Raw genomic sequence first — 22647 nt, forward strand, 5'->3', positions numbered from 1 at the left:
CAGCCAGACTGAGCACAGTTCAGCAGTGGCATGACCCACCAGCTTCAGAACCTGCGCAATCAGGCCGCCAAGCTGCGTCGGCTTTCGCAGCCCTACTTCTTCCCCTACACCGAAGACAACGGTTGGCAGTTCTTTGGACTGCTGGTGAGCCTGCTCTTCTGTGTGGCAGGGATCGTGCTGTTCCTGGTCACCGGGTTGATGAACGGCCTGTCGTGGCTGTTGCCGGAGTTGACCGGCCAGTACCTCGGTGGTGTCCAGTCCTCCCTGGCCATGCTCTGGTCCCGTGGATGGGGGGCCGGGATTAGTGCCCTGTTCGTTCTGGGGGCTGTGGTCTTCGCTTCCGTGCGGGGCCAACTCAGGCATCGCCGCTGGCTGCCTTGGCTGTTTCTCGGCCTAATCATCCTGATGCTGTTGAGTGTGAACGGCATCAATGCCGGTATCACATTCATCGCCAGGGATCTGACCAATGCGTTGATCTCTAAAGACGGCGATGCGTCTTATCGCAACCTCTGGATCTACGGCGCCTGTTTTGCGGTCGCGCTGCCGATTCGCAGCCTGCAGTTTTATTTCACCCAGAAACTGGGGCTGTTCTGGCGGGAATGGTTGTCGCTGAGCCTGGTGGACGACTATCTGCGGGATAGGGCCTATTACGTGCTCAATCCCAATGATGAAGCGGCCACCAATGTTGATAACCCAGATCAGCGTATTTCCGAGGATGTTCGTGATTTCACAGCTCAAGCACTTGGTTTCGCGCTCAATATCTTTGATTCAATTCTCACGTTTTCCCTCAATATTCTCATCCTTTATTCGGTGAGTGAGGGTTTGACGTTCGCTCTCTTGGCCTATGCCGCGGCGATTTCGGTCTTGATGATTGTTGCCGGTCGCAAGCTGGTGCGGTTGAACAATTTCCAGTTGCGTTTTGAAGCGGATTACCGCTATGGCCTCGTGCGGGTGCGGGACAACGCCGAATCGATTGCTTTCTATGCCGGAGAGCAGCAGGAAGCCAAGGAGGTGACGCGTCGTCTGGCCACTGTCGTTGAGAACTTTAATCTGCTGATTGTCTGGGAGGTGCTGCTGCGGGTGCTGCAGCGCTCAAGCATCTACGCCAGCAATTTCATCCCTTATCTGATTCTTGCAGCGCCGATTCTTGCTGGGGAAATGGATTACGGCGGCTTCGCTCAGGCGAACGTTGCTTACAACCTAGTTGAGGGATCGTTGTTTTTCATCATCTACAACATCGAAGCCTTGGCTCGTTTTTCGGCATCGATCAACCGGCTTGAAGGTTTTCAATCAAACATCTCCAACCTGGATCGCGAGGAGTGGAGTGATTACGTGCCGCGAATTGTGCCGTCCGAGCACCTGGCGCTTCAGGGGGTGACGGTCAAAACACCTCGCACTGACAACGTGCTGGTTCGTGATCTCAGTTTTTCCCTTGACAGCGCCGAGGGGCTGCTAGTGGTGGGCCCCTCAGGCTGTGGCAAAACCTCACTGCTGCGGGTGGTGAGTGGTCTTTGGGGTTCGCCGACGGGCACCGTTTATTCCCCTGGGCAGGGAGACCTGTTGTTCATTCCCCAAAAGCCCTACATGGCGTTGGGATCCCTGCGTGAACAGCTTTGTTATCCCCTCGATCAGGCCCGTTTCAGCGATGAGCAGCTTCGGGCTGTTTTGGATCAAGTGATGCTGGGCAAATTGCTGCAGCGTTATCCCGACCTCGACATCAAGCAGGACTGGCCGCGGCTGCTCTCTCTGGGTGAACAGCAGAGGCTGGCCTTTGCGCGGCTGCTGCTCAATTCGCCCAAGGTCGTGGTGCTGGATGAAGCCACCAGTGCCCTGGATGTCGAGACCGAATCCCGCCTTTATTCCCTGTTGCGAGACCGGGAGGTGGCTTTCATCAGCGTGGGCCACCGGCCAACCCTGAAGGACTTCCATGACACTGTTCTGGAGCTCAGCGGTGATCGCGACTGGCGGCTGATCCCGGCGACCAGCTATGACTTCGGGCGTTCCTGAAGCGGCCGGATGACCTCCACCAGCGAGCCCCCTGACACCACGTCCGTTCCGGAGACGTCCGCTACCACCAACGATGTGCCTGCCTTCGGCTGGAGTGGCTATGCCGAGCGGGTGAATGGCCGCTTCGCCATGGTGGGTTTTGTGGCTGTGCTGCTGATCGAGGTGCTCAGCGGCGACACGTTCCTGCATTGGGCGGGCCTGCTTCCCTGATCAGGGCAGGCGGATTAGATCCACATCCCAGCGGCCGTTTCGGCTTACCTGCACCGCCAAGCGCCGGCCTGAGCCGTCCAGGCTGACGCTGCGGGGTACACCCGGTGGATCCAAGGGAAGCCGTTGCGTCGCCCCAACGTTGCGCCGGTAGAGCACCAGTTCGGTGCGGTCTTCCCGCTGTTGGACCACGGCCAAGCGTTGCCCATCGGCACTGATGCTGACGCTGATTGGTTGGGCATCCGCACGGTTGAGGCCAGGCAGTGGGACAGGGTTGCGAGTGCGCAGGTCGATCAGTTCGACCCGCTCCCGTCCATTGCGTTGGCCCAGGCTGGCCAGCCAGCGTCCCCCTAGGGATGGATCCCGCCGGCTGTTCACCGATTGACGCAGCAGGCCGTTGAGGTCGGGCCGAGGGGTGGGCCTGGGGCTGCTGCACCCGGTCATCAGCATCAGGCTGAAAAGCAGAGCGACGCGGATCATGGCTCTGACGACAACGCCGGTGTGGAGAGGCTCTGCCCAGGAGGACGGTCCGGTTCGAGCAGATCACTTAGATCCAGCAGTTCCACGCGCCACCGGCCCTGATCCGTCACCTGGAGGGCGATTTGCTGTGCATCAGGCGCCAGGCTGAGCTGCACCGGGTCTCGGCCTCCCGGCAGCGGCAGGGGATGCATCCGGCCGTTTAATCGGTCGGTCACCACCGCGAGTCGGCGGCGCCCCCGCTGGGTGATCGCTGCAAGGTAGCGGCCGTTCCAGCTCAAAGAGGGGGAGCTGTGGGGTTGATGGCGGCTCAGCTGAGGAACAGACACAACTGATCTGTCGCTGAGACGGCGCAGCTGCACCGTGGGTCTGCCGCCGCGATCGCTGATGACCGCCAGCCACTCACCACTGCCACTCAGGGCTGGTGCTTGCTGACTGGTTGCGAGTAAGGCACCACCGGCCCGTTCACTGCGACCGTTGCAGCCCGCCAGCACCAGACTGGCGAGCAGGATCAGCAGCGGGCGAGACAACTGGCTCAGTCGTCGAAGCGGGAGCTGTTGTCCCGCGGTCTGCCGGAGGAGGGCCGTGAGCTGCGGGGGGGTTGGCGGTTGCTGCTGGGCCGGTTCGAGGCCAGTGGCTGTTCCGCGGATCGCCTGGAGTCGCTCGCGGCACTGGAATTGGCGCTGGGGCGTCCCCGGTTCGGTGCCGCACTACTCGGCGCTGAACTGCGGCTGGGGGTGAAGGCGGCATCCTCTGCTCCTGAGGGAGCGGGTTCGCCGGAAGGACGCTCAGGCCGCCCCATCGGACGGCTGCCGCGGCGTTGTTCGTCTCGATCCGTCCGTCTGGAGCCGAAGTCGGGACGGCGTTCATCCCGGGCTTCTCCGGCACGGAAGCGAGCCATGCGACGGGAGCGTTCGTCGTTTTGTCCCCAGCCGGAATCGCCTTGATCAGGTCCTGAGGAGCGACGACTGGCGGCTTCCTCAGGAATGGCGGCACGGCTGGAGCGGCGCGGCCGGTAGAACTCCTCTTCGGGCCGGTCTTCGGCCTCATCGTCTCGGCCGGAGAAGCGGCGTCGCACCGGCTGGGGTTCATCAAAACGGTCGTAACCGCCGTCCTCCCAGCCGCCCCGGAGACCGCCTTGGCCTCCGCCCCGGGCTGGCGCGGGTTCGTCGTCGAAATAGGCGGAGCGCCGCGCCTGCTCGGTGGCGACGCCACGCAGGCGCACGCTTTCGTAGGCGAAGAAAACGGTTGTCCCTGCTAACAGGAACTGGCCGAACTGAAGAATCGGGTCGAGGCGCCAGCCCTGGAAGAACAGGATGCCGCCGCAGAGCAGCCCGATGGCTGCAAAGAACACGTCGTAGTCCCGGGCCAGGGCGGGCTTGAACGACCGCATGAAATAGAGCAGAGCGCCGCCGACGGCCAAAACGATGCCGACGATGCTGGCCCAATTGAGACTGGCGTTAACCAAAGCTCTGCTCCCGCTTAGGAGTCAGTCTACGAGGGGCGCCAGGGGAAGATCAGAGCTTGCGATCGACTTGGTCGGTCTGGCTCAGCAGAAACAGGGCAATGGAGGCAGGAATCACGACGATCACACCTCCCCAAAGGAGGCTGCTCAGAAAGTTGGAGAGGGAGGGGGTCATGGGGTTACTGCCGTCTGCATCAAAGCCGCGGTGATCTTAAGAAGCGATGCCGTCTTTCTACGATGAGGAGACGATTTGCTTTGAGCTTTGTGATGCCGCTGCTGCTCCAGGCCCTGCCAGTTCTCCACCTGTTTCTCGGCCTGCTGTTGGCTGCCTGGACCCTGGCATTCCTGCTGCGCATCGTGCTCACCTGGTACCCCCAGGTCGACCTGAATCAGGGGGCCTGGCCTGTGGTGGCGTGGCCGACGGAGCCGGTGCTGGCGGTCAGCCGCCGCGTGATCGCCCCGATCGGTGGGGTCGATGTCACCCCGGTGATTTGGGTGGGTTTGATCAGTCTCGTGCGCGAGTTATTGGTCGGTCAGCAGGGGCTGCTCTCACAGATCCTGATGAACGCCCAGGCGGCTGCCTGAGCTCAGGGGAGCATCTCCTGCTCCACGAATTTGGTGTGCACATCGCCGTTGATGAACTCCGGCCGATCCAGCATCTCCAGGTGGAATTCCACAGTTGTTGGGATCCCGGTGACGGCACATTCGTTCAGGGCCCGCTTCATCCGGGCCATGGCGTGGTCGCGATCCTTGCCCCAAACGATCAGCTTTCCGATCAGGGAGTCGTAGAAGGGTGGGATGTCGTAGCCGGTATAGACGTGGCTGTCGACGCGCACACCCGGCCCGCCGGGGGGCAGCCATCCGGTGATGCGTCCGGGGGCGGGACGGAAGTTATGGCGCGCATCCTCAGCATTGATCCGGCATTCGATGGCATGGCCGGTGAGTTGGATTTCTTCCTGGCGCACGCTGATGGGTTCGCCACCGGCGATGCGCAACTGCTCGGCGATCAGATCCACACCCGTGACCATTTCGGTCACCGGGTGCTCTACCTGGATCCGGGTGTTCATCTCCATGAAATAAAAGCCCCCGCTGCGGTCCAGGAGGAATTCCACCGTTCCGGCGCCCTCGTAATTGATGCTTTGGGCAGCAGCTACGGCGGCTTCTCCCATGCGGCGGCGCAACTCGGGATCCAGGGCTGGGCTTGGGGCCTCCTCAAGCAGTTTCTGGTGACGGCGCTGAATCGAGCAGTCCCGCTCGCCAAGATGCACCACATTGCCGTGGCGGTCGGCCAACACCTGCACTTCCACGTGGCGCGGCCGATCGATGAATTTCTCCATGTACAAGCCGGGGTTGCCGAAGGCGGCTTCCGCTTCCCCCTGGGCTGCTTTGTAGAGGCTTTCCAGCTGACTGGCGTCTGGGACAAGGCGCATGCCGCGACCGCCGCCGCCGGCGGTGGCCTTGATCATCACGGGATAGCCCATCTCTTCGGCCAGGACGGCCGCTTGCTTTGTGCTGCTGAGCAGACCTGCACTGCCGGGCACCGTGGGAACCCCCACCGATTGCATGGTCGACTTCGCGGTCGACTTGTCCCCCATCGAGCGAATCGCGTGGGGGGACGGTCCAACGAAGGTGAGGCCGTGATCACGGCACATCTCGGCAAACTTGTCGTTCTCCGCCAAGAAGCCGTAACCGGGGTGGATGGCGTCAGCACCGCGGGAGGTTGCGGCCGCCAGGATGTTGGGAATGTTGAGGTAGCTCTTGCTGCTCAGGGCTTCGCCCACGCAGACCGCTTCATCTGCGAGCTGCACATGCAGAGCGTCTTTATCCACCGAGCTGTAAACCGCCACGGTGGCGATGCCGAGCTCGCGGCAGCTTCGAATGATCCTGAGGGCAATCTCGCCGCGGTTGGCGATCAGCACTTTGCCGATGGGCATCCCGCAGCATGTTCAGGCCTGACGCCGGATCGTATCAGCGCAGACCGAAGATGCCGAGAGCGAAGACCCTGCCCGGTATGATCTGTCCTCGACAACACCCGAGCGGTGAAGTCGACCACGCGGATGTGGTGGAATTGGTAGACACGCACGTTTGAGGGGCGTGTGGCTTCGGCCTTGCGAGTTCAAGTCTCGCCATCCGCATTTTTTTCTTTGGCCCGTCCCCGCCCAGCAGAACCAGGACCGGCCGTAGTTCTTGTTTCGAACGGTCCCGGTGAGTTGACCACCTGGGTCCGCCCACTGGCCGAGCGGCTGCACGCCAGCCTTCGCCTGCGTCCCCGGTCTTCGAATGCACCGGCATCCCTGCATTTGGTGTTGGTGCCCTGCCCCAATGCCACCGGCCAGGAGCGCGCGGCAGCTGAGCCCTGGGGCTTGTTTGAGCGCATCGTGCCGGCATGGCGCTTTTGGTCGCTGCTGTTGCGTCCCCAGCGCTACGGCCCATGGCCGCAGAAGGGTGTGGTGGTCTTCTTGGGCGGTGATCAGTTCTGGACTGTCCTGCTCTCGGCCCGTCTCGGCTACCGCCACATCACCTATGCCGAGTGGGTGGCGCGTTGGCCGGGCTGGAACGATCGGATTGCGGCGATGTCGGACGCGGTGAGGCGCCAGCTGCCGGTCCGTTACCAGCCCCGATGCCGCGTGGTTGGCGATCTGATGGCGGATCTGTCGTCCTTCGCTCGCCGCGAGGATCCCCTCCCTGAGGGCCGGTGGGTGGCCCTGCTGCCGGGATCCAAGCCGGCCAAGTTGAGCGTTGGTATGCCCTTTCTGCTCGACACCGCGGATCGTCTGGCTCGGTTGCAACCCGGATGCCGCTTTCTGCTGCCGCTGGCTCCCACTACAAGCGTTGATGAGCTGCTGCGTTTCGCCGGCGCATCCAACCCGATTGCTTCCCGCTACAGCGCCTCCGTGGCGTCGCTTGACCGGAGTGGGTCTGCAACAGAGATCGTGACCGCGGCTGGGACGCGGATTCTTCTGCTGGAGCAGCATCCGGCCCATGGCCCCTTGAGCCAGTGCGCCCTGGCCCTGACCACGGTCGGTGCCAACACGGCCGAACTCGGCGCCCTTGCGGTGCCGATGATCGTGATTGTTCCCACTCAGCACCTGGAGGTGATGCAGGCCTGGGACGGCGGGCTGGGGCTGCTAGCGCGACTGCCGGGTCTGCGGCGTCTGATCGGAGTTCTGTTGACTTTCTGGCGTCTGCGTAACAACGGGTTTATGGCCTGGCCCAACATCAGTGCGGGTCGCGCCGTGGTGCCGGAGCGGGTGGGGGCGATCACCCCCGAGGCGATTGCGCTGGAGGCCTGCGATTGGTTGAACGCGCCCGAGCGGTTGGAGGGTCAGCGCCAGGACCTCCAGGCCTTGCGCGGAGAGCCTGGGGCGGTGGCGGCATTGGCCTCCGAGGTGAGGGGGTTGCTTCCTCGAGAGCTCAACGCTTCCTAGGCTGCGCTGGACTCTGGTTTCGACGACCATGACTCCGTCCAATCCGGTCGAACGCAGCGCCGAGGAGTGGAAACAATCACTCACCCCGGAGCAGTTCCAGGTGGCCCGCTGCGGCGGCACCGAGCGAGCGTTCACCGGGGCTTACTGGAACAACAAAGCCACCGGGATGTACCACTGCGTCTGCTGTGGCGCACCCCTGTTCAGTTCCGATACCAAGTTCGATTCGGGAACGGGTTGGCCGAGCTTCTGGGACGGAGTGAATTCTGAGGCAATCACCATCAAGGAGGATCTGACCCACGGGATGGTGCGCACCGAAATCAATTGCGCTCAATGTGACGCTCACCTCGGGCACGTCTTTCCTGATGGCCCCGCGCCCACGGGCCAGCGCTATTGCGTCAACAGTGCATCGTTGGACTTCAAGGCGTCCTGAACGACTATCGGCGCCTTCGGCCCGTTCACCAGGGATCGTCGAGATCCTGGCTTCGGCGCTGGGGTGCTCTGTCTTCCATCGGTTCCACATCCAGGGGCTCGCCGGACTGCTGAACCGCTCGGCGGGAGGCTGGCATCGCTCGCCGTGGGGGCTGTTCTTCGTAAGCAGCCTGTTCTTCATAGGCAGGCTCCTGTTCGTAGGGCGCGGGCTCGTTGAAGGTCCGAGCTCGCTCAGCAGGCCTCTCGTCGTAGCGGGGTGGTTCCGCGTAGCTCTGCTCGTCGTACCGCTGGGGCTCATCGAGGTAGCGGCGTTGCTGCATGGACTCCTGCCGCCGGTCCTCCAGTTCCACGTATTCCAGTTCTGCATCAGCTTCAAGCCGCTCGGCTTCTGAAGCCTTGAGCCGTCGTTGCTCCTGCTCCTGCGGTTGGCCGGAGGTGAGCTGATTTTCGACGGGTACCAGGTTGACCCGGTAGCGCTCCCGCTCCTGCTCTTCCCAGCTGGGGCCACCGACCCCCAGCTTCTCCAGCACGCCGCTGTTCAGCTGTTTGAGCTTATCTTCGGCACCCTCATAAACAATGATCCGATCCGGGCCACTGCTGACGATCTCCTCCACCGGCATTTCCCAGGTGCTCAGCACTCCTTCCCCCAACAGGGGCACGCCAAGGGCTCCCATCACCAGGGTGGTGAGTTCTCCGGTTTCGATGTCGAAGGCGAAGCCGAGTACGCGCCCGAGCTGCTCGCCGGACTCGGTGATCACCTGGCAGTTGATCACCCGGCTGTAGCGCTCGGGGTTGAAGTTCTCACTCAGGGAGTCGGCGGAATCCACCAGGATCACGTCGCCCACCTGACGGATCCGGTCCAGCGGCATCCAGCGCGGCAGGCCGGGCAGAAAACGGGTCAGTGGGTTGTCCCGCAGTCCGACGGCGACCACTTCACGGCGGTCGATATCGACGATCACTTCACCCACCACCCCTAGGCGGCGGCCGGTGTCACGGGTGATCACCTGGGTGCCCATCAGTTCGGAGCGCAACCAGAGGCGATCGCTGGGCACGCCAGTGGTGATGGCGTCAGTTGGGGTAGGGGTCGGGGTCAAGCGCGGGCCCTCGGCCATGGACAGTCAGATCATTGTGGCGCAGGGGTTCCGCCTGTCACGTTCAGATTGCACAGCGAAAACTCAGTTCGTTTAGGCGGCATCCGGTAAACCCACCACCTGGGTGTGGGCGCCGCGGGCCTGGGTCACGCCGATGGTGCGCTGGGCTGCGCCGATCATTGGGCGGCGGTGGCTGACCACCATGAACTGGGCTGCCTCGGCTTGACGGGCGATCAGAGCAGCCAAGCGCTCCACATTGACGCCGTCGAGGAAGCTGTCCACCTCGTCGAGGGCATAGAACGGCGACGGCCTGAAGCGCTGCAGGGCAAACAGGAAGCTCAGGGCGGTGAGTGATTTCTCCCCACCCGACATCGAGGCCAGGCGCCGCACGGTCTTGCCTTTGGGATGGGCCACCAGGGTGAGGCCTCCTTCCAGGGGCTCCTCCGGGTTCTCCAGTTGAAGGTGGCCATCACCATCGGAGAGCGAGGCGAAGATCTCGCGGAAATGTCCGTCCACGGCCGTGAAGGCCTCCATGAAGGCGTCCTGGCGCAGGGTGGCCACCGTTTCGATCCGTAGCAGCAGTTCCTCCCGCTCGCTGTTGAGCACCTCGAGCCGTTCGTTCAGTTCGTTGAGCCGCTGTTCCAGGGCCTCCAGTTCCTCCAGCGCCAGCATGTTTACGGGCTCCAAGGCTTCCATGCGTTGCTGGATCGCCTGCAGATCGGCCTGCAACGCCTCCAGGCCCGCCAGGCGCAGGGCCTCCGGGATCTCCGGTCTCGGGTCCGGCAGGGCCTGCTCCATCTCCTGCAGGCGCACCGCTCCGCTGCGCTGCTCTTCGATCAATCCTTCGCGGTCTTCCTTGAGTCGCTCCAGATTCCATTCGGCCTGCTGCAGGGCCTGACGCTGCCGGCCCACCTCGGCTTCCGCGGCATCCCGGGCCCGGCGTTGGCTGCCGAAGCGCTCCTGCAGGTCGCTCTGCTGCTGCTCGAGCTGTTTGCGCTTGTCCTGGAGGTCGCTCTGTTGCTGGCGCCAGGCCCCATGGGCGCTAGCCAGGACCTTCACCGCCTCCTGCAACCGGGCTTCTTCGGCGGCCAGGGCCTTCTCCTGATCCCCCAGTCGTTCAATCGCCAGCTGCCGCTCGCGGCGGGCATTCAGCAGCTGGTCACGTTCGCTGCGGGCCGTTTCCAGCCGTTGGTCGGCGGCTTCCTGTTCCGTCTGCAGTTGGGCCCAGGCGGCGGCATCGTCGTTGTTACCGCTGTTGCGCTCTGCCTCATCCAAGGCCTGGAGCTCTGCGGTGAGTGGGGTGAGTGCAGCGCTGATGGCTTCGAGTCGTTGCTGTTGCTCGGTCTGATCCTGCTGCAGCTTGCTGAGCCGTTCGGCCCGCTGGCGGCTGCGCTCGAGCAGGGGGCCGTGGTTGCGCCGGGCCGCATTGCGCTCGGCGATCAGGGCTGCTTGTTGCTTTTCCAGTTCGCGCAGCTGGGGTTTTTGTTGCTCGATCACTTGCGCCAGCTTCGACTCCTCCCGCCGGCAGGCCACCAGAGATTCCCCCAGTTCCAGCAGGCGCCGCCGCAGGGGTTCGGCTTCGTCCTGATCGCTGCTGCGGCCAAAGCTGAGGCTGCTGCTTCGCTGGGAGAAGCTGCCGCCGGTCATGGCGCCGCTCTTCTCCAGCAGCTCGCCATCCAGGGTCACCGCCCTGGAGCGGCCCAGCTGTTGGCGGGCACTGGCCAGGTCGGAGAACACCAAGGTGTCACCGAAGACGTAAGCGAACACCTGGTCGTAGACCGGCTCGAACCGCACCAGTTCCACGGCCCGGCCGATCAGTCCAGCGCCGCTGTCCCCACCGGGGCGTGCCCCCCGGGCAAAAGCGGCTGATCCACCTCCACCAGGAGCGCGGATCTTGTTCAGAGGCAGGAAGGTGAGCCGGCCGGCACGGCGGCTCTTGAGCAGTTCGATGGCGCGGGCGGCGATGCGGTCGTCGTCGACCACCACCTGGCCGAGACGGGCTCCGGCGGCCACCTCCAAGGCAAGGCGATGGCGATCCTCCACCTCCCCCAGTTGGGCCACAGGACCATGGATGCCATCGAGGCCGGCCTCCAGCAGCAGGCGCAGGGCTCCGGTGCCGCGGCTTTCCTGAAGGGCATCCCGCCTGCTCTCCAGGCGAGCGATCTCCCGTTCCAAGCGGGTCTGCTCCTGTTCCAGTCGGCTGCGGGTGCGCTGTTGGATGGCCAGGGATTCGGCGGTCTGCTGGAGCTCCTGTTTGCCGTCGGCAATGGATTGCAGCAGGGTTTGCCAGGTCTCCTCCAGGGTTGCGAGCTGTTGCTGCACGGCGTCACCGTCGGCGCCGTCTTGGTGCTGCTCCTGGGTGAGCTCCTCCAGCCGTTCCCGTTCCTGGCGCAGCCGTTCCTGCAACTGCTGCTGTTCCTCCAACAAAGGAGCGACGCTGGATTGCAATTCCTGACGCCGACCACTGCGGCGCTTCTGTTCCTCCACCCAGGCGCCGGAGCGGCCCGCCACATCCGCCAGCCTGCGGCGGGACATCTCCACCGCCGCTTCAGCGGCTTTGCAGTGGTCTTCTGCAGCGTTCAAGGCGTCCTGATGGGGATCGCGTTCAAGCTCCCGTGATTGGAGCTGCCACTGCTGGCGACGGGTGGCGAGGTCTTGGCGCTGCGCCTGCAGTTTCTGCCCTTCCTCTTGATGGAGGCTGGCCTGGCGATCCAGTTCGCGGTTGCTGGTGTCGAGGCCAGCCAGTTCCGCCTGAACCGCCAGCAGCTGGTCCTCGCCCAGGGCCTTCACCTGCTCCTGCAGCAGGTCCAGTTCGGCCACAGCCTTGTTGAGCTGCTCCCGGCCGTTGGCAATGGCCGCGGCGTCTCTCTGTTCCTGGGCTTCCAGCGCCTGTTGACGCGTGGCCAGATCTTTGAGGGCCTGCTGGGCTGCCTCATAGGCCAGCACCATTTCCTGGCGGCGTCCCAGTTGCAGCCGTTCCCTGAGCTCCTGGTACTGCCGGGCCTTGGCGCAGTCCTTTTCCAGCCGTTGGCGGCTGGCTAGCAGTTCCTGCTCAATGATCCGGCAGCGCTCTTGGCGCTCCTGAACGTCATCGAGCTTGCGGCGGGTCTGTTCGATCCGGGTGTCGAACAAGGCAACACCGGCCAGTTCATCGATCAGGCCGCGGCGGTCGCGGTTGCTCATCGAGACGATGCGGGTGACGTCCCCCTGCATCACCACGTTGCTGCCCTCGGGATCAATCCGGAGGCGGCGCAGCTGGGTCTGCAGCTGCTGCAGGTTGCAGGGCACCCCGTCGGCGCTGTAGCTGGAGCTGTAGGAGCCCCCCGGCATCACCCGCAGTTTGCGGGTGACCGTCCATTCCGTCTGTCCCGGTTGAATCCACGGTCCCTCTGCCGGTGCCTCCAAGCCTTCCTCGGCGGCATCGGGTGTCCAGTCGCTCAGATCAAAGCGGACACTGACTGTTGTTTCAGCGGCCTTGCCGGCCTTGAGCATGCCGCTGTTGACCAGGTCTGGCAGGCGGTCTGCCCGCATGCCACGACTGGTGGCCAGGCCCAAGCAGAACAGAACGCCATCAAGAATGTTGCTTTTCCCGGAGCCATTGGGTCCGGTCACGACGGTGAATCCCTCCTCAAGAGGGATGCTCATCGCTCCGCCGAACGACTTGAAGTGCGTCAGCCCAACCTGATTGATATGAACCAACAGGAACAGGGGCTTTCAGCAGGCTGAAACTAGCGGAACCCACAAAAAGCTCAAGGGTTCGATAAGGAACAGTGCCCAGCTGTGATGCGCAGGCAGCCCTGAAGGTCGCCCTCGAGCTGCAGGGTGACGTCCGCATCTGTTGCCTTTGGGATCACGCCGCTGTAGCTGCCGGCATGGATTCGTTCGGCCCAGCCCCGATCGCCCGAAACTGCAGCACTGCGTGGTTCCAGCCACACCTTTCGATGCGCAGGCAGGGGGACCGCCGGTTGAGCTGCTTCGTTGGGTTGCGGCACTGTGGATAGTCGCCAAGTTCGGCAGCTGTCCCCATCCTCAAGCAGCAGATCGAAATGGCATCCAGAGGGGTCGTCCGGTGCTCCGGTGTGGCGCAGGAGGGCGTATCGCGGCAAAGACTTTCCCTCAGCCTTCAGTCTCCCTACCCTTCTAAAGGTTTCTGCCAACGGTCTTTATGGCTTCGCCATCGCCGCAGTCCAACGGCAGATTCGAGCACCACTTCCGCGAGAGGTTCGAAAGCCTGCTGCCGACAATCCAGGAGCGCTGGCCGGATCTGGCTGAGCACACCCTCGAGGCCACCCGGGGGAGTGTGGATGAGTTGGTTCGGTTGATCGAACAGAACACAGGCCTGACCCCTCAAGGGGTTCGCGAGCAGCTGGAAGAGCTCCTCCATAGCGCCGGTGACCGAAGCCGCGACTGGGCCGACAGCCTGGATCCCCTCGAAGAGCAACTCGAACAGTTGCTGGATGAGTTGAACAGCACCCTGAGGCCGAAGATCGAGGCGCCTGTGCGCCAGCGACCGCTGCTGGCTGTGGGTGTTGCCCTTGGTGTTGGGTTGCTGCTGGGCAGCATGCTTCGCGGGGGCCGGCGTTCCTGATGGCTGATAAGAACTCTCCCCGCGGATTTGGAGCGGCAGCTCGGGTGACCGCACTGGCGGCGTCAGTGATGGACCTGCATGTGCGGATTGCGCTGCAGGAGGTGGATCGGGAAAAACGCCGACTGATCAGCGGTGGCTTGTTCCTCGCCATCGGCGGCACCGCCATGTTTCTGGCTTTGCTGGCGGGGGAGGCGTCGTTGCTGCTGTGGATTCAGGCCCAGTGGGAGCTGGATTGGATGCGCGCACTGTTGACCCTCGCCGTGGCCAATCTGGTGCTGGCGGGCATCAGCTTGCGCATCGGTGGCCAGGTGCTGAAGGGGCCGTTCCTGCCTCAAACACTGGAGGGACTGATGAAAACGGTACGGGCGGTGATCGGACGGGCTTGAACGTTTAAAAAAAGGATTAAAGCTGGGTTAAGATTGGAATAATGTCCAAGGAGAAGAAATTTGGGTTGGCCCGATGCCCTGAATTTCTTTGGCGTAAATCCACCTCGTTCTTGCACGGATTTTTCGAATCAAGATGCTCCTGATTCGAATACATTGATGATTGTTGCTGGCCCTTGTGGATCGGGTAAGTCGACTCTTTTACAGGCTGCTTATAGAGAGAAACTGCCTTTGTTTGGTCCTGAGTTTGCCCAGTGTTTCAGTAAGTCGTGCAGGGATCGTAGCTATCGAGAGCATGATGATTACAAGGTTGCTTGGCATAAGAAATCTTTTTTTCAGGCCAGTCATGTGAAGTTGCTGGCTCGTGAGCCTTCATTGCCTCAGTTTGTGTTGCTGCATGTGGATCTTTACCAGGTGTTGCGCGGAATCGACTCCTCCTATTGGCCCCGTTCTCTTCGAAAACGTGAGCTGCTGAAAGGGGTACGGGACGAGAAGGGAAATGGCCAACACCGTGTAAGCACAAAGCTCGCCAAGCGTTCCATGGGGCGTTTGCAGTTGCCCTCTGAAAATGATCAGATGATGCGTGCTTATCTCCAGCACCCATTTTTCAAGCGTTTCAAGCGCATTGTGGTGAATACAGTTCGTTGTGAGTATTCAGAGAATGCTCAGCAGTTGTCTGAACGGAAAGCAAAGATGAGTGCAAACGGGCTGACGTTTCAGGCGCAGCCCCGATACAAGTATTTTCAGGCGCCAGATGCGATGGCTCAAGCCATTCACCAAGAGCTGTATGCAGCTTGGGAGAGGAACCTTTCGCTTCTTGAGCCCGCCGCTTTATTCACCACGCAGGTGTCTGAATCCGGGGATCTTTTGCTCAACGGTTCGCTACTTGTTGCGGGGTGGAGCAAGCGTTTTCAGCGAATCTCGTATTGAAGCCACCGGCAATCGATGCCGCCGTTGCTTACAGGAATCCGCCGTGATGCTTTGAGCCGAAGCGCCCCGGTGAGTTTGGGATTGCCACTGAGCAGCCATAGCTGCCAACCGGAGGCTTCCTGGCGTACGAATTGCCCCAGGGCGCTGTAGAGCGCATCGAGTTCCTGTTCGTCGCCGATGCGCTGGCCGTAGGGCGGGTTGCAGACCAACACCCCTGGGCCTTCAGGTAGGGCTTCGGCTTCGAAGGAGCCGGTGCAGATGCGGATGACTCCACTCAGTCCTGCGGCTTCCACATTGGCGCGGGCCTGATCGGCAATGCTGGGATCCGCTTCGATCCCCAGCAGTAGGGGAAGGCTGAGGTCTCCCCTGCGCCGTTGCCGGGCGCGATCCACTTCCTTGTCCCAGAGGTCGGGTTGGAAATCGGCCCAGCCTTCGAGGGCAAAGCGGCGCTCCAATCCTGGGGCCTGCTGCAAGGCGGCCAAGGCCGCTTCGATCAACAGCACTCCGGATCCGCAGCAAGGGTCCACGAGGGGCTGGCTTCCATCCCAGCCCGTCAGGCGGATCAGACCAGCGGCCAGATTTTCTTTCAAGGGTGCTGCCCCCATGGCTGCCCTGTAGCCACGGCGGTGCAGGCTGCCGCCACTGCCATCGAGGCTCAGTTGTGCTTCCCCACGGCCGAGGTGGAGATGCAGGGAGAGGTCGGGATCGTCGAGATCGATGGAGGAACGCTCCCCCCAGAGATCCCGTTGGGCATCCACAAGGGCGTTTTTGACCTGCAACGCCGTGAAATGGCTGTGGTTCAGCCCCGGTGTCGTTCCGGTCACATCCACCCGGAAGGTCATCGATGGATGCAGCCAGCGTTCCCAGTCGAGCGCTTGGCGGATGCCGTCGTAGAGGTCGTCTCGGCCTTGGCAGGGGAAGCGCGCCACCTGCCGCAAAAGACGGAAGGGCAGTCGAGCTTGAAGGTGCAGCCGGTACAGGCAGGCCATGTCCGCTTCGAAGCTGACGGCACGCCTGCCAGGCTTCACGTCATGGGCCCCAAGGCCGCTGAGTTCTTCGCCGCCAGCTGCCTCCAGGCCTTGGGGCACAACGGCAACAGCGGATAGCCGGTTTGTTCGACCCAAGGGCGTTGTGCTCCAGGCCACCACTCCTGTCAGAATGACAGGGTCCGGCTTCGTCGGACTAGGTGATCCACACCAGTGTTTCGGACAGCGGTTCGATTCCGCTCAGCTCCATTCCCCCTTACGGGGCTGCAATGGTTTCGACGGGGCATGAGGAGGGTGACTGAAGCCTGCTCGGTGAGAGCAAACCCGTAACTGCGAACAACATCGTTCGTTTCTCCCGTCAAGCAGCCCCTGTTGCTGCCTGACCCTTAGGGGAGATGGGGTGAAGTCAGCCTTATCACCCAAATGACTCATGGGGGCTGGAAGGCCCCCTCAACCATTCCAAGACAAGGGTTCTCGCTAACCAGGAATCGTGGTGTCCGCTAATCAGGACAAATTTCAGGACAAATTCATGGGTACTTTGGCCGCGGCGCACGGTTGGTGTCTTGGCCCACGAAAATGGTCATGGATACCAGTACCAGTCCTTATGGCACCCACCAAAAAAGAGATCCTCGCGGCATCCGCGGGCTGGGTAGCCGTCACCTTGAACGTGGTTCCGGGGCTAGGTGCTGGGTACTTGTACCAGCGCCGCTGGAAGGCTTATTGGATGACATCTGTTCTGGCAACAACCTGGTTCGTACTTGGTGCAGTGCTTGGACAAGAAGCAGATGGTGCTGAGGAAATCCAAAACCAGTTGATTGGCTTGCTAGGGCTAGTCGCTCTCGCGGCTGGAACAGCGGTTGAAGCCGGGCTTGCGGCGAAGAAATCTCGCGAACAGAGTTGAGATGTGTAGAGGCAAGCAAACTCTCAGCGGAACCTCAGAACAAAAACGAATAACGCTCTTATGAATGGAGGGTCCAAAGCAACGAGGGACCCAGGCGACGCTCACGCCTGGGTTTTTTCTTGCCTGCCAACAGCAGGGAACACTCAAGGCAGTCACGTCGGACCGATGCCTCAAGACACCCGCATTGCTCTGTTCCTGATGGGGGAGCTGGTGGCAGCACTACGTGCCAATGACCCTGATGCCTTCAAGTGCTGGCTGTCTGGAGGGGGCCAAGACCTAGGGGAGCCAGTGGTGGAGGAGTTGCTGCTGGATTGACACTTGGGAGCAAGCCTGTCGCTCCTTGATGCAACCCACTCGAAGCTTGAGCAGCCTTGCTCGATGGAATTGAAAATATCTAATTTTACAGCTTTGAATCGATAATTATTCTTTAAAAAGATGGTACGGATATAGCGCTTTTGCTGCAAGCATCAAGACAACTGCTTACCGTGAAAATGGTTAATAAATAGCAACGATGAATTCCAAATCAATCGCATCTCTTCTCTTGGTGAGTTCGCTTGGTTTTTTCTCCGCAAGCTGCAGTGGCAATAATGGTGATTTTTCAAACTCAGTAAACAAAGAAGCCAGCATTGTCAATGCCAGCCAGGAGAAAGAGCGGGCTGAAAAACCATCTCCAATAGTTGTTACAGAAGAAAATTTTCCACAGGCATATACAAATATGCGCTTTGACGCAATCATTAAGCAAGCCGGGGGGATCAATAAATTCAAAGAAATGGGCAAAGCGCCAAGCGACCCGTCTAAGCAATTTGTTGTACGCATGAATCGAGACACCCATTACTCAACGGGCGTTTTTGACATGGAAGGGGGTGTGTACCTGACAATACCTGAAACAGATAAATATATTTCAATACAAATCGTGGATGAGAATCATGAAACCCAGCCAATGATATACGGCCCTGGCAAGCATAAGCTAACAGCCAAGACGAAATATGCTTTTATTGCCGTAAGATCGTTAGACGATGAGGCTCGTAAGAACCTTGAAGCCGAAGCAAATAGTTCAGATGATTTCAATGTTAAAGAGTGGGATGAGAAGTCCTTCAGCGAGGTGGCAGCCGCCGGAAATAAAATTTTTACCGATGGGTATGATCAATCAAAGGCATTCAGCAACAAAGAAAGCGGGCAAACCCCTTACTGGAACTTCGTAGGCGCTGCCGGAGGATGGGGAGGCGCAATGGTTGTGGACAACATTTATCAGACAAGTAAATACATGAGTAATGAAGGGTGTTATGAGATGAATTTTGTAGACCCACAGGCAAGAGATTTTTGGTCTGCCACTGTCTACAATGGTGACGGCTACATGTTTAATGATGTTGCCAATATATCGAGCGAAATGAATCCCGAGATGAATCCTGATGGAACCTATACTCTTAGGTTTGGTTGCGATGGCCAGCCCAATAATATTCCTATTCGCGAAGGAAATGAAACAGGTAAATTCAATGTGCTAATGAGGCACTATGGGCCTAGCGATATGGTAAGCAATAAGCAGAAAGGCTACAATCCAGTAGAGGGTATTGAGAAGATTAAGTGAAATAATTTGACTCGCCTTGATTGTGCATTGGCTGGTCTTCCCTCAATAAAACATTCACCCCGCCAGCAATGGCGGGGTTTTTATTGCTTGAACAGAGCGGGGAACACTCAAGCCAGGCATATCTGGCCCCATGACTCTCGACATCAGCACTGCCACACGATGGTGGGCTGCAACCTTAAGCACAAGCGGCCCAGCAGGGCCAGTATCTGAAGAAGCGCCGCAAGCTCTGGGTGCCGATGTGGCAGAAGAACGTGAGCTAGTGGCTTCTTAGCTCTTTCCGCATAGACTCAGTTGTCTGGCATAAGTCAATTGAATTCTGGAACCATACGGCGGCTCATTATTACTCTTGCTACTGGGTATCTAACTGTATTTGGCGTAAGACAGATCCCTTATGAATTTGCCAATGAATGGCTTGTGCTTGTGCCAGCATTGATTCTTGTCTATGCGTTAACTGTCTGGGTAGAGGGCAAGATATTCAAGGACGAATCATTCGCGGTTCCTGTGAGTAAACCTGTCAAAAAGAAAGCCGAACCCTCAATCAAAGGATTTAAGTAAAGAGCTAGTCCACAGGCCAATGTTTCCTCTCGGCTGATCTGGAGTCATTCACAGCAAATAACAGCGTAGATGGCAAAAGAAGGATGCATTAATTTCAGTCATCGGGAAGGTCTACGAAGCTCACGTTCCTCCTTTTCATGCTGAATTCTCTGCAAGCGGAGATACGCATTGGCGCAAAGAGGGCATTCACATGGAATGCCAAAATCTTCAAGCTGCCGCAGTGCAGCTTGGGCCTGATAATGCTCAGGCCAAGAGTATGAAGTCACCGCAATTGGGGCGGAGTACAAGATGACTTTGCATGAATTTCAAAAAACCTTCTGTACCAGCAGGTCAATGTTGGGAACTCAACAACACAAGCTGTGCATGTAGTTCCATCTTAAGAGCGGCGAAGCGGAACAAGTTGCCGCCACCGTACTGGTGACTGCTGTTGCTGCATGTGCTGTTGATGCTTGTTCAGTGAAGCGGCGAGCCCATCGACTGGCTTCTCCCAAGTAAATAAAGGAATTTCCAATTGACACGACTGGTGGTGACCGCTCGTATGGCCATGTGGGGCCCACTATCAAACGTCTGTTTCCACCCTCATCGCTGCCGGCACACCCATGCGACTCAAGCAATTCGGCGCGGAGTTAATGTTTTTACCCTTTCAGCGACGCTCGGCCGCAGTTCGACGGGAACCATATCTCCCTACGTTCTTGCTCAGCCTGGTGAGAGTTCATCTCTCGAATTGGGTTGACGGCCCGTTCTGAAAAGAATCTATTACGCCGCCATCCGGTGTTCCATGGGTGTGAAGTCCCATCCGATTGGTGTCTGATTCTGATTCAGTGTGCTGTGCTCTTCGAATAGATCTTCAATTTCTTTGCAGGCTGCACTGTATGCACTCCAACCCATCATTCTGCGTGGATTTGCACGACCACGCTTGTCAATTGCCTGATCAACCGTGACTCCTTCTGTTTCTGCCTGTTCAAAGGCGCTCAGCAGTGGAATTTGTGCAGCTAGAACCTTGATATCGAATCCTTGAAGTAATTCTGTGGCTTGTTCAGCTGCAGCCTCTTTGCGTGCATCCACTTTGACAAGCAGTGCCGCATAGGGAACTTTGTATTGCCTCAGCATTTGTGACATCTCGACTGTCAATTCGATTGATCTGCTCTGCGTGGTCGTGGGTAGCAGAATGAAATCAGCCCCCTCCACTAAGTTTTTTATTTCTTCTTCGTTGCTGCTGGCCTGCCCATCTGTGATCACAATCTCTGCTGATCGAGTCGCTTTGGCTGCCGCTTCAATGGGTACAACGGTACAAGGCAAGAGCCCTCTGGCGCCATAAGCAGTCGCTGAGCGGTTGCGGTCGGCATCAACCAGGACCACGCGTTTTTGCTGTTGGCTCCAGCATGCTGCTATGTGAACGCTGCTACATGTTTTGGCGACGCCACCCTTCTGGCCAAAAACAGTGATGAACATCAGGCAACGGCTAAAGGCTTCTTTTCAGGATCGCGTTCTTTCCCGGTAAGGCAATACGTGGTTTGTCGTATTCATGGCGATGACAGCGTTGGTTGGCTGCAGTTCTCTCACCCATCTCCGGGCAGAGTGATCCACCGTGCATGAAAAGCAGATCACTCGAGCCAAGTCCACCACCTCTCTGGGGACGAGTCTCTGCTTATGTCATAGCTCTCATGGCATTGGCTTTTCCATACCCGATGGGAGTTCAGTCAACGATTTCAGTGTCTTTGCGGACAAGCCAGTCGTTTTCATCCGCGAACTTCTTATCGATTCGGCGCCGAGTCTCGATGAGGTGGCGGCGTTGTGCCCACAACTCACCAACGAACTTGGCGAGTCGTTCCCTGTGATCTCCAGTCTGCATGGGCACCAAGGGATTCTGCTCCGTGATTTCTGGATTTCCAGAGGTCATCTAAATCAGGATGCTTGAACTCAACCCTTAGCCAGATCTTTTGTCGTGGACCATTTCCTAAAAAGAAACCCCGGAGGTGTCTCCGAGGCCTTTCATCCATTCGGTTGATCCCCATCACCCGGCCGGACTGGACAAAGCTAGCCTCGTTGGACTCAAAAGTGCCAGCAAATGCGTAATCCGCACATAGTGCGGTGAAGTTCTGTGCCGATCCTTAAGACACCAGATGTGGGGCTAGGCAGCCGCTATGAGCTAAGCCATATTGATATTTCCCCCATCACCCGGCCCGATGTGCATGTCACAGCGGGTTTTTTTATGCCTTGAAGCACTAGCAGTAGTGCTTTTGAGGGTTTTGAAGCTTGTCGTTGCGTGTGGCGCACTTGATCTGTGGACAACGCGAGCCAAAAAGAACCCCCGCTGTATTTCATCTGCCATGGCGGTGCACTGGTGCCTTCATCCTTCGCGCATGCGAGGGGATGGCTGAGGGGCTTACCCCTTTTTTGTTGCATTAGCTGCTGGGGCATAAAAAAGCCGGGTCGTCACACCCGGCTCTATGCGCAGATAAGCCTGTCTATCGGCTGACCGACCACAGGCAAGAGGGCGGCAATCCCAATCGCTCCAGGAAGCCAGCTCACCAGTCGTAGAGCTTGGGTTGATTGGCCGGAGAGAGCTGCGCGACCTCAATGAACAAGAAGAGGACAGAAATCAGCGCACGTAGCGGGCATAGCTGGGGAGTCTTTTTAATCGAATCTGAGTGGAGTAACCCGTCGGCGTGATGATGTTGACCACCTCAGGAGCAGGGCAATTCAGCATGTAACCGCTTTTGGTCAGCTTGTCCCAAGATTGTTTGAGTAATTCAGTGTCCATAAATCCTCGATAACACAAGTTGTCAGGATTTCGCCAGTGCTTCCTGACCATTCCTAGTGGTTGTCAATATGTGCCACTTGATGCAATTTGGGACTTACGGAGTTATTAGCTTGTTGGTCATGCCTGATTGATAGTTATGGCTTTTGACGAACTTGACCGGACGACGCGGTATATCAGGGATGCCAAGTCTCGTGCCCTAGAGGTACTCAATCAAAGCTCTCCAAAACTCACAGCACTTGAGAAGGCGATGTGGGTGAAGTTGAAGCGGGGTGAACGCCCCTGCAAGAGCAGCAATGGCTAGTGTTCGGGCTTGTCCCAATTGGGGAATCAGGCTTGTTCAAGAGCATGGTCATGCCCAGTGACATTGGCTCAGCGTTGATTTGATCCAGGGGAAGAAGTACTGGCGGCTCTGAAGTGCACCCGCCAGTGGCTTCTCTTCAGCTTCTTCCTTCGACCTACCGTTATCGAGCTTGTCGATCGCTGCTGTCTGTCAGTGCCTCTAGGCGAGCTGGAGCTTGTTAATACACCAAGGATTGCAGTTGTTTTTTAGACCGTCTGCATGCCAAACAATTCCTTAGCTTTCACGAAGCGCCAGCGCCAGCAATGCCCGGGCTTCAGCCGCCCTCGCAATACCTGACCCTTTCCGGAGACAACGGGGGGTCCCAGCCAGACCTAGGGGTCATCACGCAGACCGCTGTAGGGATGGTCTGAATCAACAAGCAGAACGCGATGACCAGGAGCGCGAAGCCTGTGCCCGGGGCGTGGATGTTGGCTTGGAACCAGGGTTTGTTTGCCATGCCATCAGTTTGGCGTTGAGCGTTTTGACAAACAAACCTTTCGGCTTAGTTGTT

Annotated in this window: 23 protein-coding genes and 1 tRNA gene; 13 read left to right on the forward strand and 11 right to left on the reverse strand. The window is 59.3% G+C overall.

Going from position 1 to position 22647, the window contains the following annotated elements; genetic code table 11:
* Positions 1–30 precede the first annotated feature (30 nt).
* Positions 31–2007 carry an ABC transporter ATP-binding protein/permease gene (locus FZZ90_RS07465; protein ID WP_226425098.1) on the forward strand — a complete coding sequence of 659 codons (1977 nt, stop codon included), beginning with the start codon at positions 31–33 and terminating at the stop codon, positions 2005–2007.
* A gap of 9 nt (positions 2008–2016) precedes the next feature.
* Positions 2017–2217 carry a chlorophyll a/b-binding protein gene (locus tag FZZ90_RS07470; protein ID WP_226425099.1) on the forward strand — a complete coding sequence of 67 codons (201 nt, stop codon included), beginning with the start codon at positions 2017–2019 and terminating at the stop codon, positions 2215–2217.
* Here the strand turns inward: FZZ90_RS07470 and FZZ90_RS07475 are convergent, their stop codons facing one another.
* From FZZ90_RS07475 to psbX, 4 genes are read right to left on the reverse strand one after another with little or no spacing between them, the layout of a single operon-like run.
* Positions 2218–2694: a hypothetical protein gene (locus FZZ90_RS07475; protein ID WP_226425100.1), complete on the reverse strand. Its 477-nt coding sequence runs from the start codon at positions 2692–2694 to the stop codon at positions 2218–2220.
* Entirely contained in the window at positions 2691–3221 is a 531-nt protein-coding gene (locus tag FZZ90_RS07480) for a hypothetical protein (RefSeq protein WP_226425101.1), read from the reverse strand. The genes FZZ90_RS07475 and FZZ90_RS07480 overlap by 4 nt, the downstream gene beginning before the upstream one ends.
* A gap of 5 nt (positions 3222–3226) precedes the next feature.
* Positions 3227–4159 carry a Ycf66 family protein gene (locus FZZ90_RS07485; protein ID WP_226425102.1) on the reverse strand — a complete coding sequence of 311 codons (933 nt, stop codon included), beginning with the start codon at positions 4157–4159 and terminating at the stop codon, positions 3227–3229.
* Positions 4160–4208: 49 nt separating this feature from the next.
* Positions 4209–4331 carry a photosystem II reaction center X protein gene (psbX, locus tag FZZ90_RS07490; protein WP_006851281.1) on the reverse strand — a complete coding sequence of 41 codons (123 nt, stop codon included), beginning with the start codon at positions 4329–4331 and terminating at the stop codon, positions 4209–4211.
* Positions 4332–4423: 92 nt separating this feature from the next.
* On the opposite strand from psbX, the gene FZZ90_RS07495 reads away from it, so the two are divergent.
* The gene (locus tag FZZ90_RS07495) at positions 4424–4741 is read left to right on the forward strand and encodes a YggT family protein (protein WP_255613704.1); all 318 of its coding nucleotides are present in this window, start codon (positions 4424–4426) and stop codon (positions 4739–4741) included.
* A gap of 2 nt (positions 4742–4743) precedes the next feature.
* On the opposite strand, the gene accC is transcribed toward FZZ90_RS07495, so the two are convergent.
* Positions 4744–6090: an acetyl-CoA carboxylase biotin carboxylase subunit gene (accC, locus tag FZZ90_RS07500; protein WP_226425103.1), complete on the reverse strand. Its 1347-nt coding sequence runs from the start codon at positions 6088–6090 to the stop codon at positions 4744–4746.
* A 119-nt stretch (positions 6091–6209) separates the two neighbouring features.
* On the opposite strand from accC, the gene FZZ90_RS07505 reads away from it, so the two are divergent.
* From FZZ90_RS07505 to msrB, 3 genes are all read left to right on the forward strand, one after another.
* A tRNA-Leu gene (locus FZZ90_RS07505) sits at positions 6210–6291 on the forward strand.
* A gap of 9 nt (positions 6292–6300) precedes the next feature.
* Entirely contained in the window at positions 6301–7584 is a 1284-nt protein-coding gene (locus FZZ90_RS07510; protein WP_226425104.1) for a glycosyl transferase, read from the forward strand.
* A gap of 28 nt (positions 7585–7612) precedes the next feature.
* Positions 7613–8014 carry a peptide-methionine (R)-S-oxide reductase MsrB gene (gene msrB / locus FZZ90_RS07515; protein WP_226425105.1) on the forward strand — a complete coding sequence of 134 codons (402 nt, stop codon included), beginning with the start codon at positions 7613–7615 and terminating at the stop codon, positions 8012–8014.
* A 25-nt stretch (positions 8015–8039) separates the two neighbouring features.
* Here msrB and FZZ90_RS07520 read toward each other — a convergent pair whose 3' ends face one another.
* The 3 genes from FZZ90_RS07520 to FZZ90_RS07530 all read right to left on the reverse strand — a co-directional run bounded on the left by FZZ90_RS07520 (position 8040) and on the right by FZZ90_RS07530 (position 13210).
* Positions 8040–9107, reverse strand: a complete 1068-nt coding sequence (locus tag FZZ90_RS07520; protein WP_370631042.1) for a PRC-barrel domain-containing protein — start codon at positions 9105–9107, stop codon at positions 8040–8042.
* Between the two features lie 90 nt (positions 9108–9197).
* Complete coding sequence (smc, locus tag FZZ90_RS07525) at positions 9198–12803, reverse strand: chromosome segregation protein SMC (protein WP_226425106.1); 3606 nt, start codon at positions 12801–12803, stop codon at positions 9198–9200.
* A gap of 50 nt (positions 12804–12853) precedes the next feature.
* On the reverse strand, positions 12854–13210 hold the full coding sequence (locus tag FZZ90_RS07530) for a hypothetical protein (RefSeq protein ID WP_226425107.1): 357 nt from the start codon (positions 13208–13210) through the stop codon (positions 12854–12856).
* Positions 13211–13269: 59 nt separating this feature from the next.
* Here FZZ90_RS07530 and FZZ90_RS07535 point away from each other — a divergent pair, with 59 nt between their 5' ends.
* Genes FZZ90_RS07535 through FZZ90_RS07545 form a run of 3 tightly spaced genes read left to right on the forward strand, consistent with a single transcriptional unit; the run spans position 13270 to position 15005 of the window.
* Positions 13270–13692, forward strand: coding sequence for a YqjD family protein (locus FZZ90_RS07535; protein WP_006850868.1), 423 nt, complete (start codon positions 13270–13272; stop codon positions 13690–13692).
* Positions 13692–14078 (forward strand): phage holin family protein, encoded by a 387-nt coding sequence (locus FZZ90_RS07540; protein WP_226425108.1) that lies wholly within the window; start codon positions 13692–13694, stop codon positions 14076–14078. The genes FZZ90_RS07535 and FZZ90_RS07540 overlap by 1 nt, the downstream gene beginning before the upstream one ends.
* A gap of 60 nt (positions 14079–14138) precedes the next feature.
* Positions 14139–15005, forward strand: coding sequence for a hypothetical protein (locus FZZ90_RS07545; RefSeq protein WP_226425109.1), 867 nt, complete (start codon positions 14139–14141; stop codon positions 15003–15005).
* On the opposite strand, the gene FZZ90_RS07550 is transcribed toward FZZ90_RS07545, so the two are convergent.
* Complete coding sequence (locus FZZ90_RS07550; RefSeq protein ID WP_226425110.1) at positions 14987–16129, reverse strand: class I SAM-dependent RNA methyltransferase; 1143 nt, start codon at positions 16127–16129, stop codon at positions 14987–14989. The genes FZZ90_RS07545 and FZZ90_RS07550 overlap by 19 nt on opposite strands.
* 466 nt (positions 16130–16595) lie before the next feature.
* Between FZZ90_RS07550 and FZZ90_RS07560 the strand changes: the two genes are divergently transcribed.
* The 4 genes from FZZ90_RS07560 (at position 16596) to FZZ90_RS07575 (ending at position 19032) form a co-directional block, all read left to right on the forward strand.
* A complete protein-coding gene (locus FZZ90_RS07560) occupies positions 16596–16892 on the forward strand; it encodes a hypothetical protein (protein ID WP_226425111.1) in 297 nt (98 codons plus the stop codon).
* A gap of 165 nt (positions 16893–17057) precedes the next feature.
* On the forward strand, positions 17058–17207 hold the full coding sequence (locus tag FZZ90_RS07565; RefSeq protein ID WP_226425112.1) for a hypothetical protein: 150 nt from the start codon (positions 17058–17060) through the stop codon (positions 17205–17207).
* Between the two features lie 196 nt (positions 17208–17403).
* The gene (locus FZZ90_RS07570; RefSeq protein ID WP_226425113.1) at positions 17404–18477 is read left to right on the forward strand and encodes a DUF1214 domain-containing protein; all 1074 of its coding nucleotides are present in this window, start codon (positions 17404–17406) and stop codon (positions 18475–18477) included.
* Positions 18478–18786: 309 nt separating this feature from the next.
* The gene (locus tag FZZ90_RS07575) at positions 18787–19032 is read left to right on the forward strand and encodes a hypothetical protein (RefSeq protein WP_226425114.1); all 246 of its coding nucleotides are present in this window, start codon (positions 18787–18789) and stop codon (positions 19030–19032) included.
* A gap of 756 nt (positions 19033–19788) precedes the next feature.
* Here FZZ90_RS07575 and FZZ90_RS07580 read toward each other — a convergent pair.
* Positions 19789–20484, reverse strand: a complete 696-nt coding sequence (locus tag FZZ90_RS07580) for a ParA family protein (RefSeq protein WP_226425115.1) — start codon at positions 20482–20484, stop codon at positions 19789–19791.
* Positions 20485–21634: 1150 nt separating this feature from the next.
* Positions 21635–21796, reverse strand: a complete 162-nt coding sequence (locus FZZ90_RS07585) for a hypothetical protein (protein WP_226425116.1) — start codon at positions 21794–21796, stop codon at positions 21635–21637.
* Positions 21797–22647 lie beyond the last annotated feature (851 nt).

This window comes from Synechococcus sp. MU1617 (assembly GCF_020514235.1).
GTDB lineage: Bacteria > Cyanobacteriota > Cyanobacteriia > PCC-6307 > Cyanobiaceae > Parasynechococcus.

Bases quoted from the DNA above. Each gene is read 5' to 3' on its own strand.
- psbX (WP_006851281.1), bottom strand. From the start codon at position 4,331: ATGACCCCCTCCCTCTCCAACTTTCTGAGCAGCCTCCTTTGGGGAGGT.
- msrB (WP_226425105.1), top strand. From the start codon at position 7,613: ATGACTCCGTCCAATCCGGTCGAACGCAGCGCCGAGGAGTGGAAACAA.
- FZZ90_RS07585 (WP_226425116.1), bottom strand. From the start codon at position 21,796: ATGGACACTGAATTACTCAAACAATCTTGGGACAAGCTGACCAAAAGC.
- FZZ90_RS07560 (WP_226425111.1), top strand. From the start codon at position 16,596: ATGGCACCCACCAAAAAAGAGATCCTCGCGGCATCCGCGGGCTGGGTA.
- FZZ90_RS07570 (WP_226425113.1), top strand. From the start codon at position 17,404: ATGAATTCCAAATCAATCGCATCTCTTCTCTTGGTGAGTTCGCTTGGT.
- FZZ90_RS07475 (WP_226425100.1), bottom strand. From the start codon at position 2,694: ATGATCCGCGTCGCTCTGCTTTTCAGCCTGATGCTGATGACCGGGTGC.
- FZZ90_RS07535 (WP_006850868.1), top strand. From the start codon at position 13,270: ATGGCTTCGCCATCGCCGCAGTCCAACGGCAGATTCGAGCACCACTTC.
- FZZ90_RS07540 (WP_226425108.1), top strand. From the start codon at position 13,692: ATGGCTGATAAGAACTCTCCCCGCGGATTTGGAGCGGCAGCTCGGGTG.
- accC (WP_226425103.1), bottom strand. From the start codon at position 6,090: ATGCCCATCGGCAAAGTGCTGATCGCCAACCGCGGCGAGATTGCCCTC.
- FZZ90_RS07465 (WP_226425098.1), top strand. From the start codon at position 31: ATGACCCACCAGCTTCAGAACCTGCGCAATCAGGCCGCCAAGCTGCGT.
- FZZ90_RS07565 (WP_226425112.1), top strand. From the start codon at position 17,058: ATGCCTCAAGACACCCGCATTGCTCTGTTCCTGATGGGGGAGCTGGTG.
- FZZ90_RS07470 (WP_226425099.1), top strand. From the start codon at position 2,017: ATGACCTCCACCAGCGAGCCCCCTGACACCACGTCCGTTCCGGAGACG.
- FZZ90_RS07495 (WP_255613704.1), top strand. From the start codon at position 4,424: ATGCCGCTGCTGCTCCAGGCCCTGCCAGTTCTCCACCTGTTTCTCGGC.
- FZZ90_RS07580 (WP_226425115.1), bottom strand. From the start codon at position 20,484: ATGTTCATCACTGTTTTTGGCCAGAAGGGTGGCGTCGCCAAAACATGT.